At 32.2% G+C, this 23,675-nt stretch carries 19 protein-coding genes; 17 read left to right on the top strand and 2 right to left on the bottom strand.

Annotated features, from left to right (window positions below; translation table 11 throughout):
* The first annotated feature begins 608 nt into the window (after positions 1-608).
* The 9 genes from ACFSO7_RS01160 to ACFSO7_RS01120 all read left to right on the top strand — a co-directional run bounded on the left by ACFSO7_RS01160 (position 609) and on the right by ACFSO7_RS01120 (position 13,649).
* On the top strand, positions 609-2,174 hold the full coding sequence (locus tag ACFSO7_RS01160) for an AAA family ATPase (RefSeq protein WP_377874591.1): 1,566 nt from the start codon (positions 609-611) through the stop codon (positions 2,172-2,174).
* Between the two features lie 10 nt (positions 2,175-2,184).
* Positions 2,185-5,574 carry an AAA domain-containing protein gene (locus tag ACFSO7_RS01155; RefSeq protein ID WP_377874590.1) on the top strand — a complete coding sequence of 1,130 codons (3,390 nt, stop codon included), beginning with the start codon at positions 2,185-2,187 and terminating at the stop codon, positions 5,572-5,574.
* A 14-nt stretch (positions 5,575-5,588) separates the two neighbouring features.
* Entirely contained in the window at positions 5,589-7,232 is a 1,644-nt protein-coding gene (locus tag ACFSO7_RS01150; protein WP_377874588.1) for a hypothetical protein, read from the top strand.
* Positions 7,222-9,786: a hypothetical protein gene (locus tag ACFSO7_RS01145; protein ID WP_377874586.1), complete on the top strand. Its 2,565-nt coding sequence runs from the start codon at positions 7,222-7,224 to the stop codon at positions 9,784-9,786. The genes ACFSO7_RS01150 and ACFSO7_RS01145 overlap by 11 nt, the downstream gene beginning before the upstream one ends.
* Entirely contained in the window at positions 9,783-9,989 is a 207-nt protein-coding gene (locus ACFSO7_RS01140) for a DUF2997 domain-containing protein (RefSeq protein WP_377874585.1), read from the top strand. Before ACFSO7_RS01145 ends, ACFSO7_RS01140 begins: the two co-directional genes overlap by 4 nt.
* A gap of 4 nt (positions 9,990-9,993) precedes the next feature.
* Positions 9,994-10,653 carry a hypothetical protein gene (locus tag ACFSO7_RS01135; RefSeq protein ID WP_377874583.1) on the top strand — a complete coding sequence of 220 codons (660 nt, stop codon included), beginning with the start codon at positions 9,994-9,996 and terminating at the stop codon, positions 10,651-10,653.
* A gap of 13 nt (positions 10,654-10,666) precedes the next feature.
* Positions 10,667-11,233 carry a 4Fe-4S single cluster domain-containing protein gene (locus tag ACFSO7_RS01130; protein ID WP_377874582.1) on the top strand — a complete coding sequence of 189 codons (567 nt, stop codon included), beginning with the start codon at positions 10,667-10,669 and terminating at the stop codon, positions 11,231-11,233.
* A 203-nt stretch (positions 11,234-11,436) separates the two neighbouring features.
* Positions 11,437-13,044 (top strand): hypothetical protein, encoded by a 1,608-nt coding sequence (locus tag ACFSO7_RS01125; protein ID WP_377874580.1) that lies wholly within the window; start codon positions 11,437-11,439, stop codon positions 13,042-13,044.
* Positions 13,044-13,649, top strand: coding sequence for a nucleoside/nucleotide kinase family protein (locus ACFSO7_RS01120; protein ID WP_377874578.1), 606 nt, complete (start codon positions 13,044-13,046; stop codon positions 13,647-13,649). The genes ACFSO7_RS01125 and ACFSO7_RS01120 overlap by 1 nt, the downstream gene beginning before the upstream one ends.
* Positions 13,650-14,123: 474 nt before the next feature.
* On the opposite strand, the gene ACFSO7_RS01115 is transcribed toward ACFSO7_RS01120, so the two are convergent.
* Complete coding sequence (locus ACFSO7_RS01115) at positions 14,124-14,291, bottom strand: hypothetical protein (RefSeq protein WP_377874576.1); 168 nt, start codon at positions 14,289-14,291, stop codon at positions 14,124-14,126.
* Between the two features lie 153 nt (positions 14,292-14,444).
* On the opposite strand from ACFSO7_RS01115, the gene ACFSO7_RS01110 reads away from it, so the two are divergent.
* The 5 genes from ACFSO7_RS01110 (at position 14,445) to ACFSO7_RS01090 (ending at position 19,320) form a co-directional block, all read left to right on the top strand.
* A complete protein-coding gene (locus ACFSO7_RS01110; protein ID WP_377874574.1) occupies positions 14,445-15,071 on the top strand; it encodes a hypothetical protein in 627 nt (208 codons plus the stop codon).
* A gap of 165 nt (positions 15,072-15,236) precedes the next feature.
* Positions 15,237-15,902: a hypothetical protein gene (locus ACFSO7_RS01105; RefSeq protein WP_377874572.1), complete on the top strand. Its 666-nt coding sequence runs from the start codon at positions 15,237-15,239 to the stop codon at positions 15,900-15,902.
* Positions 15,903-15,907: 5 nt separating this feature from the next.
* Positions 15,908-17,017: a hypothetical protein gene (locus ACFSO7_RS01100; RefSeq protein WP_377874570.1), complete on the top strand. Its 1,110-nt coding sequence runs from the start codon at positions 15,908-15,910 to the stop codon at positions 17,015-17,017.
* Positions 17,018-17,138: 121 nt separating this feature from the next.
* Positions 17,139-18,479, top strand: a complete 1,341-nt coding sequence (locus ACFSO7_RS01095) for a bifunctional folylpolyglutamate synthase/dihydrofolate synthase (RefSeq protein ID WP_377874569.1) — start codon at positions 17,139-17,141, stop codon at positions 18,477-18,479.
* A 37-nt stretch (positions 18,480-18,516) separates the two neighbouring features.
* Positions 18,517-19,320: an ATP-grasp domain-containing protein gene (locus ACFSO7_RS01090; RefSeq protein WP_377874567.1), complete on the top strand. Its 804-nt coding sequence runs from the start codon at positions 18,517-18,519 to the stop codon at positions 19,318-19,320.
* Positions 19,321-19,908: 588 nt separating this feature from the next.
* Here the strand turns inward: ACFSO7_RS01090 and ACFSO7_RS01085 are convergent.
* Positions 19,909-20,817, bottom strand: a complete 909-nt coding sequence (locus tag ACFSO7_RS01085) for a helix-turn-helix transcriptional regulator (protein WP_377874565.1) — start codon at positions 20,815-20,817, stop codon at positions 19,909-19,911.
* 98 nt (positions 20,818-20,915) lie between these two features.
* Between ACFSO7_RS01085 and ACFSO7_RS01080 the strand changes: the two genes are divergently transcribed.
* The 3 genes from ACFSO7_RS01080 to ACFSO7_RS01070 all read left to right on the top strand — a co-directional run bounded on the left by ACFSO7_RS01080 (position 20,916) and on the right by ACFSO7_RS01070 (position 23,635).
* Positions 20,916-21,581 (top strand): hypothetical protein, encoded by a 666-nt coding sequence (locus ACFSO7_RS01080; protein ID WP_377874563.1) that lies wholly within the window; start codon positions 20,916-20,918, stop codon positions 21,579-21,581.
* A 1,084-nt stretch (positions 21,582-22,665) separates the two neighbouring features.
* Complete coding sequence (locus tag ACFSO7_RS01075) at positions 22,666-23,382, top strand: conserved phage C-terminal domain-containing protein (protein ID WP_377874561.1); 717 nt, start codon at positions 22,666-22,668, stop codon at positions 23,380-23,382.
* Positions 23,372-23,635, top strand: a complete 264-nt coding sequence (locus ACFSO7_RS01070) for a hypothetical protein (RefSeq protein ID WP_377874559.1) — start codon at positions 23,372-23,374, stop codon at positions 23,633-23,635. Before ACFSO7_RS01075 ends, ACFSO7_RS01070 begins: the two co-directional genes overlap by 11 nt.
* Positions 23,636-23,675 lie beyond the last annotated feature (40 nt).

The raw sequence follows: 23,675 nt of genomic DNA, 5'->3' as shown, positions 1-23,675 counted from the left end.
TAATGGGCCAAGTCATCGAATGAAGGATTCAATTTTACAAAACAGATAATTTATGGGAGTTGGCAAGTCTTACATTTTTAATTGCCATTTAAAGCATTTCCTACTTGCCAAAAACATTCAAAAACTTAAAAAGACTTGGAAATACTATTTCTTAAAGATAAAAACATTACAGATTTGTCACCGCTTTCTAAACTAAGTAACCTTATTCGGTTAGAGTAGGAAATAATTGTTTTTCTTCTTTGGAACCCACCAATACTAGATTTACATTAAAACATTAAAACAAAGAGACTCAGCCATTGTAGGAATTCTATTTTACAGTGCCTGAGTCTCTTTTTATCTAAAAGCAGTTTTGGTTCTTTCTTTTAAATTACTATGAGTCATTTATACGAAAAAGATATAGTAATATTTTATTGAAAAATCTAATTTTCAACATATTTCGACAACGTTCCGCATAATATTTTATTACTATTAATTTAGGGAAAATTCCAACATATTAGATCATAATTTTTTAACGAAATATAATCTTTTATTTTTAAAATCTGGAGTAATTTTATAGTTCTTATACTAAAAAAATATAATTTATCATTTTATAAATGGGGTGTTGAAAAATGGAAGATTACAGTAAAAGTATCGAATTATCCATACGATCAGGAAGTACAATAATTGAGGTTGTGTCCTATGAGTGGCAAAGGGTCCATGGTTATGTACATTTGATCTCAAAAAATCTAAATAGAGATTGGATTTGCTGGAGCAGAGTGACGGGATTAAGAAAATGGGGAAATAACGGGTGGGATAGTTATCAAGCAAATTGTGCAAATCAATTTGATCCATTGGATGTTCTAGAATATTTCTCGAAAACTGATGACAGTATTATTTTAATATTAGAAGATTTCCATCCATATATGGAAAAAAGTAATGATATTAAAAGTCAATTAAGAGAAATTGTTAGAACCGCGAAAAATAAGACTATTATTCTTTCACAACCAGTTAAATATGTTCCGGAAGAACTAGCTAAAGAAATAGAAGTAATAGAGATTGAACTACCAAGAAAAGACACGATTCTCACTATTCTTGAAAAGGTAGTTGAGGAGCAAAATATTAGTAATTATGTCCTATCTGAAAAATTAATTGAATCCGCTTTAGGATTGACAGTCATGGAAGCTGAACGTGCATTTACAAAAGCTGCCATAAAAAATGGAGCATTAACTGAAAATGAAATTCCAATGATTATTATGGAAAAAGAAAACATTATTAAAAAAAGTGGACAACTTGAATACTTTCATCCTGAAGAATCCCTGTCGCTCTCTAATATTGGTGGCTTGGATAATTTAAAGGATTGGATTGAAAAAAGAGGAAACGCCTATTCAAAAAGCGCTAGAGAATATGGGCTAAACCTACCAAAAGGTGTTCTCTTATTAGGGGTTCCAGGAACGGGAAAAAGCCTAACAGCAAAAGCGATTGCAAAAAGTTGGAACTTCCCACTATTAAGATTTGACTTAGGGAAAGTTTTTGGCGGCATTGTCGGAGAATCAGAAAGAAACATCCGTGAAGCACTAGATGTAGCAAAGGCCATTTCCCCATGTGTTCTTTGGATTGATGAAATTGAAAAGGGGTTTTCTGGTATTCAAAGCTCAGGCTCGACTGATGGTGGAACAACATCTAGAGTTTTTGGGACATTTTTAACATGGATGCAAGAAAAGAAGGAACCAGTATTTGTAATTGCGACCGCTAACGATATAAGTCTTCTACCCCCAGAGTTACTCCGTAAGGGACGATTTGATGAAATATTTTTCGTTGATTTACCAACTAAAGAGGAGCGGAAAAATATTTTTGAAATACATATTAAAAATAAAAAGAGAAATCCTTATCACTTTGATTTAGAGGAATTAGCACAAAAATCGATTGGATTTTCCGGAGCGGAAATAGAGGAAGTGATTAATGAAGCGTTATTCAATGCCTTTAATAATGGTGAAGAAATAAAGACAGAGGATGTTTTATTATCTATTGCAAAAATTTGTCCATTATCTAAAACCATGTCTGAGACCATTTCTAGCTTGCGTAAATGGGCAGAGGCGCGTGCAAGGCTCGCTAGCTCTTCAACCTATGTAGAGAATTTAGAAGATAAAGAAGTACCAAGGTTAAAACAAGAAATACGAAACCCGTTTATCCTGTAAGGAGGAAGCTATGTCACTTCTATATTATAACGCAATCTATGGTACAGTCGAAAGAGCAAGAGCATTAATGGGCGCATCGCATAAAAATTTTAAGTTGTTCGATGACTATATTAAACTTGCAATTGATTCACAAAAAAGAAAAAAAGTTAAAGCTAAGTGGAGAAAAGTAGAAAATGGTAAAGAAGTTTTGTTTACACCTCATTTTTCAGTTGTAGAGATTGAACTTGATCATACTGTAGGTTTTAAATTTGAAAATAAATGGTTTCAAGTAAAAGGTGACTTATCCAAGATAAATGTAAATAACCCTTTGATTTTTGTAAGCCAACAAAAATTTGTATCTATTTCAGAAGTAAATATACGAATTATGGATGATAGCATGTTTGTAACACTAGAGGAGAGACCACTAGAGAATGAAATCATTCTTTGGGGATCTACTCAAGTAACTTTTTCTGAGTTCGATATAAATGCTGGACAAATCATATTAAAACAAAAGGGTAATCAATCACTCTATGTTAAAAAGTCCATTGTAAATGAAATTGATGGAGGAATAGAAGTAACGGCTGCTGTTAAAGGGAATCTTAATCCGAGTGAAAGTCTGATATTTAATGGTTTTGAAATCATGTCATGGTCCATTATTAATTCTTCTAATTACACCATCAGTAATCAAGAAGGAGAAGTATTAGATATTATTCAGCAAATAGGCAGTACTTTTTACCTTAATGGACAGGTTAAAAAAGATAGTCCTTTATATATTAATCAAATGCCAGTAGATTATAAGATTACTGAATGGGTAAAGCCTCAAGAAGTTAACATTAACGGATATACTTGTAAAATTTTGAATGAGAATGGCAAACAAAAAATATATGATTCCTCCATCACATTATCAAATGAACAAGTTGTATGTAATCCATTACATTCAGCTTTGAAATATACAATGAGAGTTAAGGAAAAAGAAGATGATAAAAACGGTATTTGGATAGAATTAATAGATAATAGTGATATGGACGATTCAAATTATTCAACGTTCTCACCTATCGATTACTTTTTTGAGGATGGGGTTACAGAACTAGAGGATAGTCCATCTATCCCTTTTAAAAATCGTAAAAGATTTTCTATCAAAGCAAGAAATCAGGATGAAAGAAAAATTAAACTAGCATCTACTAACTATAAAAACCCGAGAATATCTCATAGTGATCTTCCAGATGAACTATATATTCCCATTAATACTTATCAACTTGAAAAACAAAAAGAAGCAATTGAATCAATTAAAAATCGACCGCTTTCTGAACATCAAAAGCTCTTAGGACTAACAGAGAGAAAAGAGCAATCTCACATAACTTGGAAAAATTTCCAGCCGAAAGCAGTGGATGAATGGAAAGTGTTGAAGGATCTTTCGCGAGAAGGAACCGAAAAACAAAGAGCATTTGTTCAAAAGGCTTTAGCAACAGAAGACTTCGTTCTTCTCGAAGGACCACCAGGTTCTGGAAAGACAACTGCTATTATTGAACTCATTTTACAATTGATCAAACAGAAAAAACGTATTTTATTATCGGCTTCTACTCACGTTGCTATCGATAATGTCTTGGAAAGATTGCAGGAGCAAAACTTAATGGAAGGTATTCTCCCATTGCGAATTGGTGATGACAATAATATGTCTGAGTCGGTAAAAGATTTTTCAATCAATCGCATTGAACGTTCTCCATACCGAGATATAATTATAGATTCAGCAAATTTAGTATGTGGAACTACCATTGGAATTTTACAACATCCACATTTCAAAAATTCAAAAGGACATGATTATCCAACTTTACCACAATACGACTATTTAATTATCGATGAATCTAGTAAAACTACGTTCCAAGAATTTTTAGTCCCTGCCCTTTATGCAAAACGATGGGTATTAGTAGGGGATGTGCGGCAACTATCACCTTATACTGATCGAGAACATTTAGTGGCAAACTTTGAAACATTTATTAATGACAAGGGTACGAATGTTTTTTCTAGAAATGACCAAAAGGCATCCTTATTGCTATTCAAATATATTTATCAAAGGCAAACAAAATTAAAGTATTGCATAATTGAAAGTGATGAAATTATTTCAAGAATGAAAATGGAATTAATCACTCGTGCTGAACTAAATGAGTTTGAACCGAACAAAATTAGTACTGTTGCATTTTTACAGAAGGAAATTAGTGATACAGACATTAAAAATCATAAATACTTCTATACCGTAACAGAAGCTGAATGTAATAAAGGTATGCCGCATTCATGGATTCTTCCAACAGTAGATTGTTTACTAATAAAGCAATCAGAACTTGATTTAGTTAAAAAGTATATTCCTTCAAATATGCTCGTGTTAAATAGAACGGATTGGCAGAACGAATCACAATTTTATAAAATGGATGCATTTTATACAAAAAATGGTACCCCTACTTATCAAGAAAAGCCAGGAAGTAAAACGATAAAGGAAGTAGATAAAATCATCCAAGCAAACAATGACTTTCTTAAAACAAAAAGTTGGGCGGAAGAATTAGTTTGGCGGATGGTAAGGATTTATGAACTTCAGTATACAAATAAACCATCAAGTTGGTTAGAGAGAGATATACATCACTTAACACCGGTTTATAACAGCGAGTATGTAATAGAAAAATATGATGTTGTAAAGGACATATCGTTGCCCTCTATTTTAGAAAGCCTAAAAGTCGGGGTCGGAAAACGTAGAGAAAATGATCGTTCTACTGTTTTAAATTCTGGCTTTGATCCTCATGTTAGAAAGTTTAGATATGAAATTTTAGATTATCAACATCGAATGCATCCAGAAATCTCAGAATTTCCGAGACAACAGTTCTATAACTCAGACAATGCTTTAAAGGATTCAAGTAAACTTAAGAGAGATTGGACATATACAAGATACTCCTCAAGGAATATCTGGATTGATGTCGAGGGAACAGTTGAACGGAATTATAATTTCGACGAAGCAAAACGATTGGTAGATGAAGTAAGGCATTTCGTTAATTGGGCTAAAAATAACCCAAAAGCTGACGGTACTGAATGGACAATCGCTTGTCTAACTTTTTATCGAGGGCAAGAGACTAAGATTCGTGATCTTCTACGTGACTATACAAAACTTCCTAATAAATATAGTCAATTTGAAAAGGATAAAGTAAAGATTGTTTTATATACGGTCGATAAGTTTCAAGGAAGAGAATCAGATATTACATTCTTATCGATGGTACAAACTGGTCGTGACGGATTTATGGATAACCCAAACCGGTTAAATGTTGCACTGACTCGTGCTAAATACCAACGAGTTGTTATAGGAAAGCGAAGTTACTTTTTATACAGATCAGCCTCTGATCAATTAAAAAATTTAGCTGCAAGTGCAGTAAAAATGGACTGAGAGAGTGGTTTTCAATGAAGGTTACATTGCAAAGAGAAGAGAATATACAGGTATTTGACGCGATTGCTACATTAGTAGTGTTTGAGAGTAATCGTGAGGATCTGCACTCAATCATGAGAGAAATTAGAAAATATGGTGTAAATTATGATATTTTAAGAGATTTACTTGAGATTGAAAACTCCGATTATATCGTAAAAGGAATCATTCAATATTTAAAACAAAATGGATTACTAGATGAGCAAAATACAATAACAAAGTCTGGAGAAATATTCTTACAAGATAAACAATATCCCAACTTAGAGAGAGGTAAATTTAAATTTTGGTTTATAGATGACTCACTATTTGGTGCCCAACTTATTCATTTTGAAAGAGTAAGGGAATCTAAAGAAGTTAGAAATTTAGTAGAGTTTGAAAAAGGGTTATCGTTAGAAAGAAAATCGTTTCAGGGAGTTTTGAGACAAGAGCTTGGAGAATTTACATTATTAAACTTTGATCGACAACCAAATTCTACTATTAAAATAGCTCACTATCCTGATTTGAGAACGGTATATTCAATTGAGTGGGACATTGATACCAAAAGAGATCAACCATCACTAGTTACACTTACAGGTGAAATACGTAGTAGACGTGGAAATGAGAAATCATTTTCAAGAAAGAATATATCTATAAATAACGATATTGACATTAAAGATATATTAATAAAAATTATTAAAGATAACAAAGAACAATTGCATTGGAACCATGAAGTAGAAGCCTTCGAGTTTCCAATTGACAAGGATACTCATGAGTCTGATTTACTAAGTTTTACTACATTAATCGGGATTACAAAAGTGGATACTCATTTTGGATCCTTTAATCAATCCGTAATTTCTGACGTGCCTATCATGCCTGCAAATAGAGATGATGCAAAGGTTTGGTTCGAGAAAGTGATTAGTGATACTGCTTCGAAGAATTTTATTAATTTGGATGAATTTAATGCAATGCTAAAGGAGACAATTTCGAGAAAGGAATTTAAATATTATACATCCTCACTACAAGCATTGGCCCATGATGATTTTGTTTCCCAATTTAAAAAAGAACGAAAAGAAAGGGAATTCTGGCATCTACAGGCAACAGTTGATCTTCATCCTCCAAAAGGGAATGAGTTTATCATTAATAGCAAACATGTGGGGGTTGGAGAGCAATATTCAATGAAAGAAATAGTAAAGATGCTAATTGGTTCAGAGAAACCAGAAAAGTTGGTGTTTTCTAGCAAATATTTAAGTAACTTTTATCAAATAAAGAAATTTAGTTTATTTGCTGAGGCGTTTTCTTATTACGGAGTTGAAGATATTTCTGTTGTAACGACTGATTACATAGATTTAGGGAATTCCAACATTTCGTTAGATTTATTCTATAACGTATATGGTGAGGATAGAAAAACTTGGCCACATGATCGATATTTTGCTTTTAAAACATCGGGGAAATGGATCTATTTTAAAATGACTGCTGAACTCGACCAATGTACTTATGACCAAAATATAAAAGCAGATGAATTATCTATTGATACGCAAGGTAAATGGAGGGATATCTCTTTTATTCAGCTTGAAAAAGATATTTTTCCTCTTGAGCTAAAAGAATACGCTGACAAAAAAGAAGGTGTAACAAGTGCTAACTGAAATGATAGAACCTAAAGTAAAACAGACTATCCAAAACTACGAAGACCAAATTATTGAAGATATATGGGAGATTCACACGCCTTTAGATCATAATCAACCTGTAAATACTACCTATTTTTTAAATCAAAAGATTAGTAGTGCCAAACAAATGGTATGTATTGTATCGAACGAGGAATTACATTATGAGATACAAAGAACCATACAACAAATATCTGAAAGAGGAATTCGAGTTTATCTTTTAACTAATCAAAATTATACAGGTCATCATAATACAATAGTCGGGAAGTGCTTAACTCGTTATAATCGTTTTTTTGTGGGAACAATCGTACTAATAGATCCTACTATTCAAGGTGATGGCCAAGGTTTTATGACTTCTTCAACTGTTTTTTCAGATCAAGACGCTTTTCATCCGATTGTAGATTTATCCTTTAAGCAATTAAATGAAGCATATGAGTTCTTCATTTGGAATTTTTGGAAGGAAGCCGACTATGAAATAAAAACAAGAGAGGAGGCTCTTCAACCTGGGATTGTACAGGATCCTCCATTTGATTTATTCCCTTTAGTAAAGCCAAAGTTTTTACAGTACAATAAGCAATCAGTTTCATTGTTAACTGATCAAATTATAGTTCAGTTGCAACAGTCTTCTTCTTCTATTTATATTATGTTAGAAGACTTATCGACCATTCCTATCCTGCAGCAACTGTTGTTAATGAAGGCTGAACAAGGAATTCAAATTTCTGTATTTACTAAACCTAATAAAAGAAATTTTATCTTTTTGCAGTCTCTTGTCAAACAAGGAGCCGCAGTATTTGGTTATGACTCAATCAAAAGCCCCTTCATATTAATTGATGGAAAAGATGGTGTAATATTTACTGACTCATCGTTAGAAAAACATACATTTGGATTCAAAATGGATCCTCAAGATGTTTATCAACTAAGTAAGATTGTGAATATATATCAGTCTTCTCAAAGGATACAGCTGTACTCATCAAAAAAATTGGGAGAAATCCAGTCACGCCAGATATTATTAGAAGAAAATGCAGAACTATATAACGAAACAGAGTATTCTATTGTTCGAGATGAAGCTGAAATTGATTTAGGTAAACTAATAGCTCCTAGATTAAGAGATTTACTGGAGGAAAACCTTGAGCCTTCCTTTTCGCATGATGGATTGGTAAAAAAGGTTAATTATAGTTGGGAGATTGCTCCAAAGACCCGTGATGATAAAGCCACAAGAGATCCATTATATGCTGATTGGAATAGGGAAGTAGACAGATTTAAAGAATATCTTTTAAAAATTAAGCAAGTTGCTAACTATTCTGAGGAAAGAAAAAAATCTCTTTCCGAGAAAGCAGAGCATACCTTCAATATGCTTAAACGATTTTTCTTAGGTAAATCACAATTATCTACAGAAATTATTGAAAATGTAGATAAACTAATCACCATTCTAAATGCCAATCATATTTTACGACTTGATGATGTTGAAAAAATGGTAAGAGATGCAAATGAATGGGCTCAGAAGATTGAAGTTTCAAAAGAAGAAATAGAAACGGAAATTGATAAGAGTGAACAAGAACTTGAATGGAATAAAAGGCGAGAATCCATTTTGGGTGAAATAGAAAGTCTAAATGGAAAAATAAATGATCTAATGAAAGAAAAAGACACACTACAAGATGAGAAAATAGCGATAAGGACAGAAAGAAATACCGAATTGGATGAAATAACTCAAAAGTTAGATAAAGCCAGTCTTCAGATTGAAAAAATTAGAAGTGAGCATTCCTTAGAAATAGAATTTATTCAAACCAAGGAAACCTTCAGTCATTTATTTAAACAAATAGATAAAGGATTCCTAGATCTACGGGCAAAGAAGAAGAAGCCAAAGGAACTAAAAAAAGTGTATGAAAGACTTATAAAAGAATTATCTGCCGAAATGGAGAAAATAGGGAAGCTAGAATTACTTAATTCTATAATCGAACATTTCAAAGACGGTGAGGAGGATAAAAATCTTACAACAATAAAAAAAGAGCTAGCGAACCATCCAGTTCTTAAAACAACGGAAGAGTCTTTTACAAATTTCAAAAGTGTAATAGATGAATATAACGATTGCAGTAAAAAGGTTGATGAACTAGAAAGTAAGAAAAAAGAATTAGACAAGGCCTTTTCAATCTTAGAATCTTCTTATATGGAAAAAGAAAAGAAAGTACAGCGACAATTAGATGATATTACTTCTAGCATAAATAGGAAAAACGATGATCTCGAAAAACTAGGGAAGACATTTTCATATAAGCCTTCTGAAATATCAAAGGGTGATGACTCTTTAAAAGCAATGTTTAAAAAAAATAATACCTCCGCTAAAGGTAATTCCAAAAACGATACTTTAGAATCGTTCCAGAGCAATTGGCCGAAACAAGAGTTACCAGCAATCGGAACTTTATATTCTCTTAATCAAAATCGCCAGTTAGCTATTTCTATGTGGAAAGACCTTGAAATCGGCGAAAAAGAATCATTTCGACTTGGTGCTGACTTAGTAGTTGAAAGGAATGATAGAAAGTGAAAGAGGTAAAAATTATCCTAACTATTTCTGAGGATGGAGAGATATCTGCAGAAACTCAGGGAATGGTAGGTTCCGTGTGCTTAGATGAATTAGAAAAATTACTAGATGGTGTAGAAGATATCGAAAGCGTTGTTAAGACAGAAGAATATTATCAATCAGAAGAAAAGGCAAATGTACTTAATAAAATGAATCGGAGTTGGTAGGTAAATGAGTGCAAGAATAAAGTCAGTTATGCCTTTATTGGATCATGAATCTATATGTCGTGCTCTCGATATAATGGGTGAATCCTACAGAAACAACAATAATCAAATTACCATAAACTCTCGTTCTAGATACATGCGGGCTACCTTAACTAAGGGACCTGATGGAAAGTATATTTTAACGGGGGATAGTGACGATCTTACAAGTGGATTTAAGTCGAGGTTAATTGAGGAATATAAAAAAGCTTACAATCAAAAGCTTGTTAAAATTAAAGAGGAAATTGCTAGACAAGAGATATTACGAAAAAAACAGATAGAAAATGAGCTTCGTAGGAAGCTTGAAAATGAAAAGAGAATGGAAATTGAAAAAAGAAGAAATGAAGAACAAAAAAGATTATTTGATCAGAGACAATTAGAAGAACTTGCCCGAACAAAATCATCTGAACAGGCTATACAGAATACACATGTTTCTATAGAAGACGCTCAAATTGAATTTAATATAAAAAAATTAGAAGAAGAGAAACGATTATTAGAAGAGGAAAAGAAGCAGTACGTAGATAGTCAAAAACAAAAAATATATGACAAGGCTCGAAAACTTGGATATTCTATCAAAGAAACGGAAGAACAGGGTTCCGTCAAGCTAATGCTGGTGAAGAGAACATATTAAAGAAGGGAATACCATGATTAATATTTACGATTATGAGTGCTCAAGCGAAATATATGGTCCAGGAAAAAGATTTGTTATTTGGGTTCAAGGATGTAGGCTCCATTGCAAAGGCTGCTGGAATACCCAAATGTGGTCAACTTCTCCTAAAAATCTAATCCATTGGTCGCATTTATTTCAAATGATTTCTGAAGAAGATGGAATTGAAGGAATCACCCTTATAGGTGGGGAACCTATGCATCAAGCTGAAGAGTTAATTCAACTTTGTTACAAGGTAAAAGAAATCGGATTATCGATTGTTTTATTTACGGGATTTGAGGTTGAAGAGTTAACAAGGAGCTACGAGAAAGAAATCATTAAAATGAGTGATATCATCATATCCGGTAGATATATAGAAGAACAAAGAAATGTCTATCTTCAATGGAGAGGTTCAAATAATCAGCAAATAATATTTAATACAGATAGGTATATAGATTATATTCTAGATGATGCTAATTATTGTGAAATTAAACTAAATGATAATGGTGAGATCATCATATCGGGTTTTCCTGATGAAGACCTTTTAAAGGAAATAGATAAGTGATGGAGGCTCAGCCCTTTTTTTAGGGCTGATTTTTATTAAATGGTATTTAATCTAGAAAATAATAAATAGTTTTTATAACCCGATTTTGTAAGAATAATTAATTATTACGACAAAAAGTGACAAAATATCTAAAGTTATATTTAGTACTCGTTTTCTTGGTAATGAAGTATTGAAGGATTATACATAATTAATGGAGGCATATCATGAATCAACAAGTAAATGAACTTTGTAATCCACATAATAGCCCTTTTTTTTCAATATTAAAGAATCGAATCTTAAACAAAAATATAGAAAAAGGCTGGGAAGGTTTAATAGATAGAATAATAGATGCTACTACTGAAGTTGAAAACAAGTGGAATTTGCCAGATAAAAATGATTTTTTAAATAAATTAAGGAGTGTACTATCAAATAGTGAGTTCTTACCGAATAGTCCACTGATGGTAAATATATCTGAACCTAAACGCAGGTTGTTTGCATGTTTTGCATTAGATGCCCGCAAACCAATGACAGACTTCCTAATTACTGCACGGAATATACATGATGGTATGGGTGGAGTTGGTTATTCCCTTGACCATTATAAAGAACCTGCAGATATTTCTGAATTTATCAAGGAGTTTGATAGTGATACAGTTGCAAATCAGGAAGGTAGACCAAGGCCGGCTTCAAATGCTGTTACAATCTCTATTGACAATCCTGGTGTTGAGGCTATATTTGAACAAGCTGGGAACACAAAAGTAACTAATCTGAATGTTGGGATTACTGAAGAATTTATGTCGAGATTAATTTTGGGAGAGAAAGAAGCTCAAAATACGTTTAAAAGACTTGCAAATTCTATTCATAAGACTGGTCAACCAGCAATCGTTTTTACAGATAGAATTCCACAAATTTCCTTAGAAGAGCAAGCCCCTTTTGCAGCAAATGTATGTGGAGAATCCCCTTTAGCAGCAGATGAATCAGCGCTATTAGGATCTTTAAATTTAGTAAAGTTTATAAAACCTTCTGAACAAGGCGGGTCATTTACATTTGATGAAGGAAAATTTAAAGAGGTTGTAAGCATAGCTGTACGTTTTTTAGACGACATGCATGAAATTCATGATCATGCATCTCCAGAATTAAAAACAAATACATTGGCGACAAGAAAAATTGGTGTTGGTATAATGGGCTTTGCACATATGATTGCTTTATTGGGAATCAGATATGGGTCACAGGAGTCTATTTTATTGGCTGAAAATATTGGTAAATTGATTATGGAATCTGCGAAGGAAGAATCGGAAAAATTATCTATGCTACATGATTGCTTTCCGGCTTTTAATGAAGGATTAGGGATAAAGAAACGTAGAAATGCACTTCTTTCTGCTATTGCACAAACATCTACCTTGTCTTTGCTTGTAAATACAAGTAGTGGTATAGAACCTATTTATTCCCACTACACAAAACAAAATATCCTTGGTCATAGTATTAATGTATTAGATCCAATTATTGAGTATTATGTAAAACAGGCTGGCCTAGATGTGGTTGAAGTTACTGAAAAATTGCAATCAGGTATTTTACTTGAAACAATTTTGGGTCCAAAGTTAGCTGGAATACTCCCATGTGCATTAAATATCCCTGGTGATGAGCAAATCGAAGTGCAGGCAGCTTTTCAACGATATATCGACGGGGGAATAAGTAAAACTTTAAATTGTCCTAATGATACCCCTATTGATCAAATTGAAAAATGGATTTTGAAAGCATACGAATCCAATGTTCTAGGATTAATGATTTACAGGGATGGCTCAATAATTGAGCAGCCATTAGAGGGAGTAAAATAATGAAGAAACCTTTTTTTATTTCTTTTGATGGTCCAAAGGGAGTAGGTAAATCAACCTTACTCGAGGGGGTATATCAGCATCTCTCTAAGGAATATACTGTAACTAAATTAATAGAAAAGGAGCTTGACCCCTTTCGTGACCAAGTAAAAGATATACTATTGGGAAAGAACGAATTAAATCTACAATTAGAACTTGAAGTTATTGATTTACTAGCAAAAGGAAGGGCTTGGATTACACAGGAATACATTCAAAAGGCGAATACCGATTTTATTTTAATCGATCGATGGTATCCTTCAGATGCTGCTTTTAGAAAGCTACATTCATTCGATACGTGTCTTGAAATAAACTTAAATTATGGTGTTGCAGTTCCTAATCTGATTATTGCAACTACTTGCAATCCGGAAGTGTCAATGCATAGAGCGACATCAAGAGAAGATGGTTTAAGGAGTATTGTTATTCATGATATGAAGGATCATATCGAGTCAACCACAAGATTTGAGATTGCATTAAATAAACATAACTGGTATCTAACCCCAACGGATAAAAGTAAAGAAGAAGTAGTTGAAAATGTGATAACCGGGATAATGAATAGAATATTAAAGTAAAATACACCCGATTTATATTTATATGTATCCTAAAAAATTTTTTTGTGAAATTAAATAGGTAAATAAGGTTAGTTTGAATTGGTGAACTAGTTTTTGATTATTTAAAAAGGAGATATCTTTTGAAAAATACCACTACACCATTCTATCTGTGATCCATCAAAGGAAAATGGTTATTTCTCGTTAAATTTTGTGCACAGTTCATTAAATATATTACACACTCTCATCTTAGGGGGGGCATGATATGATAGCTGCTCGACCCTTTGATATATATAAGGGTTTATAATTGTTTAGCAAAAGAAGAATGGATTGAACTTCCACCTGATCTCATCAAGGAATATTTGGATCAGAAAAGCAGAACAAACAGGGAGGGTGGACCAGAAAGGAATTTTCCTAAAAAAACAGTGATTTGTATCTAATAAAATAGTTGATACCAAAAAAGAAGATACCCACAATAAAAATGGGTATCTTCTTTTATTATACTTCCTTTTCAAGGTTTGCTTGTTTGATTATGTCCATCATCTTTTCAATTTGTTCATTACTAAATGTTTGCCCTTCTCCTAATTTGAAAAGTACTGGGCTAATAAAAGCACATAATGCCCCAATTCCTCCAACTATTAATCCTCCAAGTTGATAACCGTTCATTAAATTCCCTCCGTTTTCATTTTATACAACGTTTGTGATATAATGTTGTCATATGATGTTAGATATATATTAACATTAATTATTTTTGTTTTCAACAACACTTAATAAAATAAATTGTCAAAATTGATAACGAAAGGGGAGGTGTGGAGTAAAATGGAAACGAGTTTATATGCCTCATTGTTAAAGGAATATATTTCCAATTCAGGGCTAAGTTTAAGTGAAATAGAAGAAAAAATGAGAGAAAGAGGTTTTAATAAGAATAAAGCTTATTTAAGTCATCTCCAAAATGGAAAGAAAAAGTCACCTTCTAATGATATAAGTATTGCATTAGCTGAAATAACAGGTGGAAACCCAATAAGGCTTATTACAACTGCATTAATTGAAGAAATCCCATCTTTTGAAACCTATTCAATCATAGAAACAATAAGTACTTTTATTGCAACGGTTCTTTCTATTAATAAAGAAGCATTTAGTAAATTCTTCAGTCAATTCTTAAGGGATACAGTAGATGAGAGCGTAACAGAAGAAGACATACTTGAATTATCTACATATTCAGACCTAAAAACTATTTTTGATTTGGTTGTTAAAGAATATAAACAAACTCAGATGCGAGCTATTATGGATGTAATTAAATTAACCAGTTCAGAAAAAAGTGGCGGAACCAATATCCTACATTTACTGAACGACATAAAACAAGATGAAGAAGTGTATTTAATTGAATGCCTAAATGTTTATAGGAAGCTTAGATTAGAACCATCAAAGCTTTTAGAAAAAGAATAAACGAATTGAAATATAAATCCGTTTTTTATTTATGAAAGTGATGTCATGACCTAACAAAAGGAGTGGGATGAAGGAGGTCGATGATTGACTTTTGTTTAAACCCTTCCAGTATGTGCTACAATTAAATGTAATTAACATATTGTTTTTTAAAGGAGTAGTACTTTAATGACAAATGAAGAAAATCTGCTAGGAATAACACAAATACTAGAAAAGCAATTCTCTTATAATAATTACAATGGATTCGATAATTCAGTTCTACCATATAGCCTAAAATTAGGTAAGCATAACATACTGATTTCAGCTCCCCATGCTGTTAATCATATTAGAGAAAATAGAGTAAAGAAAGCAGATATATATACCGGTACAATAGCTTCAATAGTTCAATTACATACTAATGCATTTTGTATATATAGCAATAGAATTTCTGAGGAGGATCCAAATTATATAACTGGAGGACAATATAAAGAAGCAATTAAAGGAATCTGTAATCAATTTGGAATAGATCTTATTTTGGATATACATGGAGCTGATCTTAATCGGGAATTTGATATTGACCTTGGTACAATTTATGGAAAATCAATTAGTAATGGTAAAGTTGATTCCATAAAAAACATCTTTAATAACAATGGAATAAATAATGTGAAAGTTAATGAAGTTTTCTCAGCATCTCACCCTGGTACAATTACTTATTTTTCAAAAAACTCTTTAAATGTCAGTGCAATCCAAATAGAGATTAATCGTTTTTTTCGTGATCCCAATTCTAACTTGGGTGCTTATACATCTTTGATAAATTCATTAATAGATATAGTTAATCATTTTAAGAAGGAATGATAGGTATGGAACCTGAACTCAAATTCCGTTTACTAACTGAATGTTCATATGTAGCTAGGTTACAAATTGAATTAAATCCGGTTGACTTAGAAAAGAATAATTTAAAGGAGTATCTTTATGTAAATATCATTAGTGATACTAATGATGAATTAATTAGATGTCTAGTACTTTCAAATGATAAAGTAGAAGTTCGAAGTGCAAAGCTTTCAAAAAGGTGTCTTAATTTAATAGGTAAAAATAAGGAATTCATTTATGTTCAGCAAATTCCTTTTGAGTTTGTAAATAGGAGTATACCTAAAATAGAAAATATTAACAGGAAGGAGGTATTTGCTTCAAGGGAATTAATTGAAAAGTATACCAGCCGAGTTGAATTGGTAAACTTTACAAATGGGTATAGAATGATTGTTAAATTGAAAAGCTCTGATTCTAGTCAACACAGTAACAAAGTTTTTATAAATAGGTATCACTTATTACTACTTGGATTAGATAAAGATGTTAATGGAAAATTAGTCATAATTAGTGGACAGGCTAAAAATAATTTCAACCTCTTCAAGAGGCTTATTTTATGGATAAAGTTATTCCTCATAAGAACTATTAGAAAGGTTGGGTATTTTTTTATAGGATATCGTGAGTTAGATTTGAGAGTTGGATATATATATCCGTTTGATGAAAATCATAAGGTTGCAAGGATGCACCCTAACATAAGAAAATTTTTAGGTTTAGAAGAAAATGATAGATTGGTAGTATCTTATGATAATAAAAGATGTAGTTTGCCTGTTCTAGATTTGGATACTGATCATGTAAAGGAAGTATTTAAAATTGAAAATGAATTTATAGATAGTCATTTATATATTGGTATTCCAGCAACAACTAGAAATCAGTTAGCTGTACCTAATATAGGATCAGTAATAAAAGTAAGAAGAAGTATGAAATTTTTGTTGAAAAAACATATAAACAACCTTATCTTACCATTATTAGGACTTATTTTTGCTATTGTGAGTACTATTAAGGCAGAGAATTTAAGTCAAATAGTGACCAATATTGTTTTAGTTTTAATAATTTCACCTGTTGTAATATTTGCATCATTATCAGAAGAGAGAGCAAAAGTTAAATAGTATTGCTTGTGTTTATTTAGTGTTAAGAAAAAAATATGAATTTTTTAGGATAAGGATTTAAGTGCTATCTATCGAAAGAATAAATTAAGTAAATAAAATTAATGAACTGTAGGTGAGTAATTTGATTTTTACAATGAAGGAAGCTGAAGATATTGTTTATAAATCATACCTTAGAGCAATTACTAATATTAGTGAAACACATGATTCAAAAGTAAAAAGACCAGATCTTACAAGAAAACTACTTGATTTATTAGGTTCTCCAGATAAAGGTAAAAAGTTCATTTTAGTAACTGGAAGTAAGGGAAAGGGTTCAACTTCTAGATTTATTTCATCATTATTAGGTCATTTAGGGTTAAAAGTTGGTTTATTTACTTCTCCTCATTTGGTTAATTTTAATGAGAGAATAAGAATCAATGGCAAATCGATTTCAGATGAAGATTTCATCAGAATAAGTAACAAGGTTGTAAAGCCATTGGACACCATTGAATCAGAACTTGAACCACATGTATATCAGGGTCCTGTTGGTGTTGCATTAGCTATAGCAACACTCTATTTTAAAGAAAATAACACAGATATTAATGTAATTGAATGTGGTAGAGGTGGAAGGTATGATGATACAAATATTCTTGAAAATGATTGGGCGGTAATAACCCCAATTATGGAAGAGCATATACTTAATCTCGGCCCAACTATAGATGATATTATCATTCATAAGTTAGGGATTATTAAACCTTCTACTAAATATGTATGTATTAGCGAGCAATATGAGGACCTTCAGAAATTTAAAAAAAGTATAAACGAAAATACTCTAGAAAATTGTTCTTATTATGGAGAGGATTTTTTCTCATACAATATTTCTCTAAGTCAAGAGGGTACAAGATTTGATGTAAAGACTAAAAACAATATTTTTGACAATATTAAAATTCCACTTCTAGGAAGTTTTCAAGCAGTAAATGTAGCCACTGCAATAAAAGTTTGTGAAGATGTTGTTAACGATATAAGTTACAATACTGTAAAAAACTGTTTTGGTTCAATTCAATGGCCTGGAAGATGTGAGATAATTGATAGTAATCCAACTGTCATTGTGGATGGAGCTATAAATGAAAAGTCCGCAGAATATGTACAACAAGTTCTAGAGAACATTAAAGGTGAGAATATAGTATCTATAGTAGGAGTGCCAGTTGATAAAGATTACAAAGGTGTTTTAAGGGTAGTAAGTCAATTTTCAAAAAAAGTAATAATAACAAAACCTGATATTTCCCATTTGGTTTTTCCAACTAATGCTAAAGAATATGCCTTATCATTTAATAGCAACATTGCTGAAACAAGTTTACTTCATGAAGCTGTAGAATTAGCCAAAAATGAAAAAAATATTGATTTAATATTAATTATAGGCACACAAACTCTTATTGCAAATGCAAAGAGAATGTGGAATCAAAGTTTATTGGACATTGGTTTATAGCATAAAGGCTTTTATTTACCAGTCAGAGGATGATGATATGAAATCATTTATTAATGAAGCTGCTGAAAATTGTGGTTGGAAAGCAGAAAAAATCATTGAAAAAGGTGATTATCTTACTAAATACTCCAAAAATGGTTATTATTTTTACTCTGATGGAATATCTACTATACCTATTAACAATCAGAGTCCAAATATAGCAGTTAATAAAGTACATACATCAGTGATACTTGAAAATGAGAATATTCCATGTATAAAAACTAGAGAAATTAATTTTGAAGAAATAGAACATGTTCGAGGTTTATATTATCATTTCGCGAATGAATCAAATCCACGAATAGTATTAAAGCCGATTGATGGAAATAAAAGTGAGGGGTTATTATATTATGATTCTTTAAAGGAATTAGAGGATTTCTCGATAATAGCACCAAAAAATAAAAGATATTGTATTTCTAGCTATTTTGCCCATTTATGTGAAATTAGATTTATACTGTTTCGTAATAGCGTAGAATTCTATTATCTTAAACCAAATAATGAGTCAAATCATTTAAGACCTATAATAGATAAAACAATAAACCTACATGAAGATACAATAAGTAAGTTGCGAAATTTGGCTGAGAAAGCTTCGGTAAGCTTAGGTTTCGATTATTTATCCATTGATTTTTTAATTGGTAATAAAGATGAGAAGATTATAGAGGTAAATTTAAATCCAAATTTATACTCTTTGATTAGAAACCATCCTGAATTCTATCAGAGATGTGTGGAATTGTTTGAAAAAATGTTTAATTATAAAGAACAGTTGTTACTAGAACGGATTAAAAAAAGTTATAAACAAGAGAAATAATTTAAAAAGCTATTTTAGGTAAACATCACTACACCATTATCTATCTGCATTCAACACCCTGTCCAACTTGAGTGTGTGAACAATAGAGTCAAAAAATCTCTTTAAATTGCTAACATTTTGCTAACGCAATCCAGTGAAAAACGATTAAATCTTGTTAAAGATGTTACAGACAAAAATTAACAAAACCTTGATTTACCGCACTTTTAACACATAGAATGTAAGATATTACACCCTCTCACCATAGGGGCGGCATGATGTAATAGTTGCTCAATCCCTTGATATATAGGGTTTTGAAGATGTTTACTGACAAGAAGCTAACATAATATAAAAATTCAAAGAGGCTTTTCATTAGTTATCCCAACTTTTGAGAAGCCTCTTTATTTATTTATTTAACAACGTGTTCCACTGTAAGTTAAATAACTTCAAATGGGTGCTTTTCCAAAATAACTGGAAGGCATTTTTTTTGCGTTACAAAAAAACTAACTTGTTTTACGATTTACCGCAAGATTTGGAAAGTTTCTTTACACTTGTGATGGTATCCTTCTTATTAAAGTAACAAGTTTATTAACATATATAGGTAGTTAGACACTAATCAATGTCGTCACTGGAGAGTTTTTTGATTGGTACGAAAATATGATAGGAAGAATTAAGGTTATGAATATTTTCAAACACTTGAATAAGTTCAATATCGGATTCCTCTGTTTCTTGTTTCGAAATTTTTAAAAATCTTGCAAAGTCAGTAATAAAGACATCTCCTATATCTAGTAGGTCACCAGAATATTTAAACTTAGCACAAAAAAATTGTTGAACTTCTACTGTGAAATAATTTGGTTTATTGATTTTTAGATTTTGTGGAATCCCGATTAGAGCCTTGAATTTAGTTGAGTTTGGCTGGCAATTGGAATAGATGATATAACACGAACTACTGATTGTTTCATCAATGCTGTTTACGAGCATTCTCGAAAAGAAACGAATCTTATCTTTAAAATCACTTTTTGCTAAATCAACTTCAAATGCTATCCCACTTATTCGAGTTGTTTTAAAATTTGTTAGTGTAAAATCGGCAACGATATCCCCATTGATGTTTTTTATCGGCCTTTTAATTACTGAAGGAATGTCTTCTAGAGCTATGGTCTTTCCATTTTTTCTTAGAGAGCTTGGGGAGATACCATATTGGCTTTTAAAAGCGCGGGTGAAGGACGATGGAGTTCCAAAGTTTAGTTGATACGCAATTTCTGTTAATGATAAGTTATCGTTTTGAATGTATTGAACAGATGCATTTAATCTTCTTGATAAAGTGTATTGGTTTAATGAGCAGCCCATTATTGCAGAAAAAAGTCTATGAAAATAATATTTAGACATATTCAAGGAATTTGAAACAGACTCCAATGATAATGGTTGTTGCAAGTTGTTTTCAATATACAATAAAGATTTTTCAATTACTTCATAATGTTCCACCTTGTCACCTAATTTCAAATATTTATTCAATTCTTGCATATCTAACTTACTATAAGAAGTTTGATTCTGCAATAACTAGGGTCGTTTATAAAATTTGTATTTACTTTAAGAGTAAAAATATTATTGGAGGGAATCACATGAATAATAAAAATGAAAAAAAACTAAGAATTACGGGAAAGAGTTTAATGCGATGGGCAGGTCTTTTTGCAATACTAGCAGGGGTTTTATATATATGTATTCAGTTTATTCACCCAGAGGATCATATATCTTCTGTTAGCACAAGCTTATGGGTCGTCATTGCATGTAGTACCAGCATTATGTCTCTTTTCAGTCTGATAGGAATTACAGGAATCTATACGAGACAAGCGGAAAAGGCAGACTGGCTTGGGCTAATTGGTTTTATTTTTTTTAGTATATTTTGGTTAATTTCTATGAATTTTAGTTTTAACGAGGCTTTTGTTTTGCCGTTACTTACAACTGATGCTCCGAAGTTTGTAGAGGGAATAGTAGGGATATTTGGTGGAACCACCAGCACAGTGAATCTTGGTATTTTCCCAATATTAGCACCAATTGCGGCGATTCTGTATTCGCTTGGTGGACTCTTGTTTGGAATCGCAACTTTTCGTGCGAGAATCTTCCCACGCATGGCAGGTGCTTTGCTTTCCTTCGCAGCCGTTGCCACCTTTGCTACTGCCGTAATTCCTCATCCATTCGATAGGATATTGGCAATTCCGATGGGATTAGCTCTTATTTGGTTGGGGTATGCTCTTTGGTCAGATCGTAGAAGAATCAGTCCTGATTGATTTTTATATCTTAACCTATTTTATTATTACAAAAAATATAAATTTAGTTATAAAGACGACTATTAAAGTAACGGATTTTAGTTGAACAAGAACTTTCATTTTAAACAGGATCATTTGCTACGCAGTACAAATATATCATTCTTTAGAAAATGATATTCTATAATCGGATAGATTGCCAAAGATCAAAAGCCTAATTCCTCGGTAAAAATAAGGAGGATTAGGCTGTTACACTTCCAATCTTTGAATTTTTATCTATTTAGTAAGCAGTTAACAGCAAGTGGTAAATTACGCGGCAACTGCTGGTGAAGAAGAGAGGGTATGGTGCGTTTTTTGTGGCTGTAATTATGATCGCAAATGCAAACATTTTGCTAACACAATCTAGTGAAAAACGGTTAAATATCGTTAAAGGTGTTACAATACTGTTTTGTCAAATAACTTGATTTACCGCACTTTTTAATCTCATCGTTAACGATATTACACACTCCCACCTTAGAGGCGGCATGATGTAATCTCCCAACAACCCTTTATATTCTAGTGTTTAAATGAAACCCGAAAGATTTATTATCGAGGCTTCTCATAAGTTAAACAAACTTTTGAGAAGCCTCTTTTTTCATGTCATCGATGTATGAAGAAATGCATTTCTATTCGTATCATCATAAGAGTGAAGTATTCAAAAATGTCAATATTAATTTTAAAATCAACTATACGATTACAAGTAACCCACATTTTTCGTTGAGTACCGTTACTCGCCAGGTTTTAAGGTACCTGCATCAGCACAAAATGACCAAGCTGATTCGATCATCCTGACGTTTGGATAAGCTCATAATGACCTATAGAGATACCCTTGTTGACCCAAGCAATACCATAGATTTCATCATTAAAGTATTTCAAAGATTACCTCAAAAAATAAAATAATGTCCTCCTATTCGATTTCCATCAAGCAACAATATTTATAAGAACCTGTCCTTTTACCGATTTTATTTCTATATAACCTGTGAAGGGGCTTATACCAATCGGTGGGCTGCTCGCGTCTTACGACCGTGTCTTGGTTTCTTCTTAAAACTCATTAAAGGAGAGGTTCAGCTTGAGTAGGTTATTAATCAATGAAAGTCCGGTAATGATTATTCCTAGTTTGGCAATTAAGATTGGTTTAAATGAGGCAGTGATATTGCAGCAAATACATTATTGGCTTGGAATCAGCAAGCATAAAATTGAGGGGAGAACGTGGGTTTATAATACATATGAAGAGTGGCAGAAGCAGCTGCCATTTTGGTCAGTGAGTACGATTAAGCGGACGATTCGCTCGTTAGAGATGCTAGGATTACTACTATCTGAAAATTGGAATCGGATGAAAATGGATAAGACAAAATGGTACAGCATTGATTATGAAAAATTACAGGAGTTTGAAGATAGCTTGCCCGAGAGTCAAGCAACTCCTATCGAGGAAATAACACCTGAGAAAGATTCGGTGGAGATGGAGGAATCCGAAGTCAATTCTACCGTGAAAAAGGTGATTCCATATGGTGAAATTATTGGCTATTTGAATGAGAAGACGGGAAAGAATTTTAAACTAGTTTCTATTAAAACGAGGGAACTGATTCATGCCAGATATGGTGAAGGTTTTACAGTTGAAGATTTTAATAGAGTGATTGATTTAAAGTCAGCTGAATGGCTGTCTGACCCTGCGTGGAATAAGTTCCTGCGACCTGAGACATTGTTTGGGACAAAATTTGAATCTTATCTTAATCAACAGGAAGGGAAAAAGAGACTAACTGAGGAGGATTTCAACCTTGATGAATAAGAAAGAGCTTTATAAGTTGATGGATTTTATACAAGACTATTATGACAAGTTTCAATTTGATCAAAAGAAGCTGGATGCCTGGCATTTGGTCCTGCAAAAATATTCGTATGACAGTGTACATGAGAATCTATTGAAATTTGTAGTAGATTCGCCGCATCCTCCAAAGATTAGTGATTTGGTCCAAAATTTATCAGGGGGACGCCATATCCCTGATGATTTTGTACTCGATTTAACTGCAGGGGAAGACTGGTAGGGAGTAAGACAGTCCCTGTCACTTCTTGAATATTTCTGTT

Origin of the sequence: Bacillus sp. CGMCC 1.16607, from assembly GCF_042683745.1 — a bacterium.
In the GTDB taxonomy this organism is placed as follows: Bacteria; Bacillota; Bacilli; order Bacillales; family Cytobacillaceae; genus Pseudoneobacillus.
Note: the sequence above shows the minus strand (reverse complement) of the source record. Positions and strands in the feature narration are given on the sequence as shown.

What these genes read in the sequence shown, in the direction of transcription:
- ACFSO7_RS01085 (WP_377874565.1), bottom strand. Translation starts at nt 20,817, where the DNA reads ATGCAAGAATTGAATAAATATTTGAAATTAGGTGACAAGGTGGAACAT.
- ACFSO7_RS01155 (WP_377874590.1), top strand. Translation starts at nt 2,185, where the DNA reads ATGTCACTTCTATATTATAACGCAATCTATGGTACAGTCGAAAGAGCA.
- ACFSO7_RS01100 (WP_377874570.1), top strand. Translation starts at nt 15,908, where the DNA reads ATGGAACCTGAACTCAAATTCCGTTTACTAACTGAATGTTCATATGTA.
- ACFSO7_RS01110 (WP_377874574.1), top strand. Translation starts at nt 14,445, where the DNA reads ATGGAAACGAGTTTATATGCCTCATTGTTAAAGGAATATATTTCCAAT.
- ACFSO7_RS01090 (WP_377874567.1), top strand. Translation starts at nt 18,517, where the DNA reads ATGAAATCATTTATTAATGAAGCTGCTGAAAATTGTGGTTGGAAAGCA.
- ACFSO7_RS01105 (WP_377874572.1), top strand. Translation starts at nt 15,237, where the DNA reads ATGACAAATGAAGAAAATCTGCTAGGAATAACACAAATACTAGAAAAG.
- ACFSO7_RS01115 (WP_377874576.1), bottom strand. Translation starts at nt 14,291, where the DNA reads ATGAACGGTTATCAACTTGGAGGATTAATAGTTGGAGGAATTGGGGCA.
- ACFSO7_RS01125 (WP_377874580.1), top strand. Translation starts at nt 11,437, where the DNA reads ATGAATCAACAAGTAAATGAACTTTGTAATCCACATAATAGCCCTTTT.
- ACFSO7_RS01160 (WP_377874591.1), top strand. Translation starts at nt 609, where the DNA reads ATGGAAGATTACAGTAAAAGTATCGAATTATCCATACGATCAGGAAGT.
- ACFSO7_RS01120 (WP_377874578.1), top strand. Translation starts at nt 13,044, where the DNA reads ATGAAGAAACCTTTTTTTATTTCTTTTGATGGTCCAAAGGGAGTAGGT.
- ACFSO7_RS01130 (WP_377874582.1), top strand. Translation starts at nt 10,667, where the DNA reads ATGATTAATATTTACGATTATGAGTGCTCAAGCGAAATATATGGTCCA.
- ACFSO7_RS01080 (WP_377874563.1), top strand. Translation starts at nt 20,916, where the DNA reads ATGAATAATAAAAATGAAAAAAAACTAAGAATTACGGGAAAGAGTTTA.
- ACFSO7_RS01135 (WP_377874583.1), top strand. Translation starts at nt 9,994, where the DNA reads ATGAGTGCAAGAATAAAGTCAGTTATGCCTTTATTGGATCATGAATCT.
- ACFSO7_RS01150 (WP_377874588.1), top strand. Translation starts at nt 5,589, where the DNA reads ATGAAGGTTACATTGCAAAGAGAAGAGAATATACAGGTATTTGACGCG.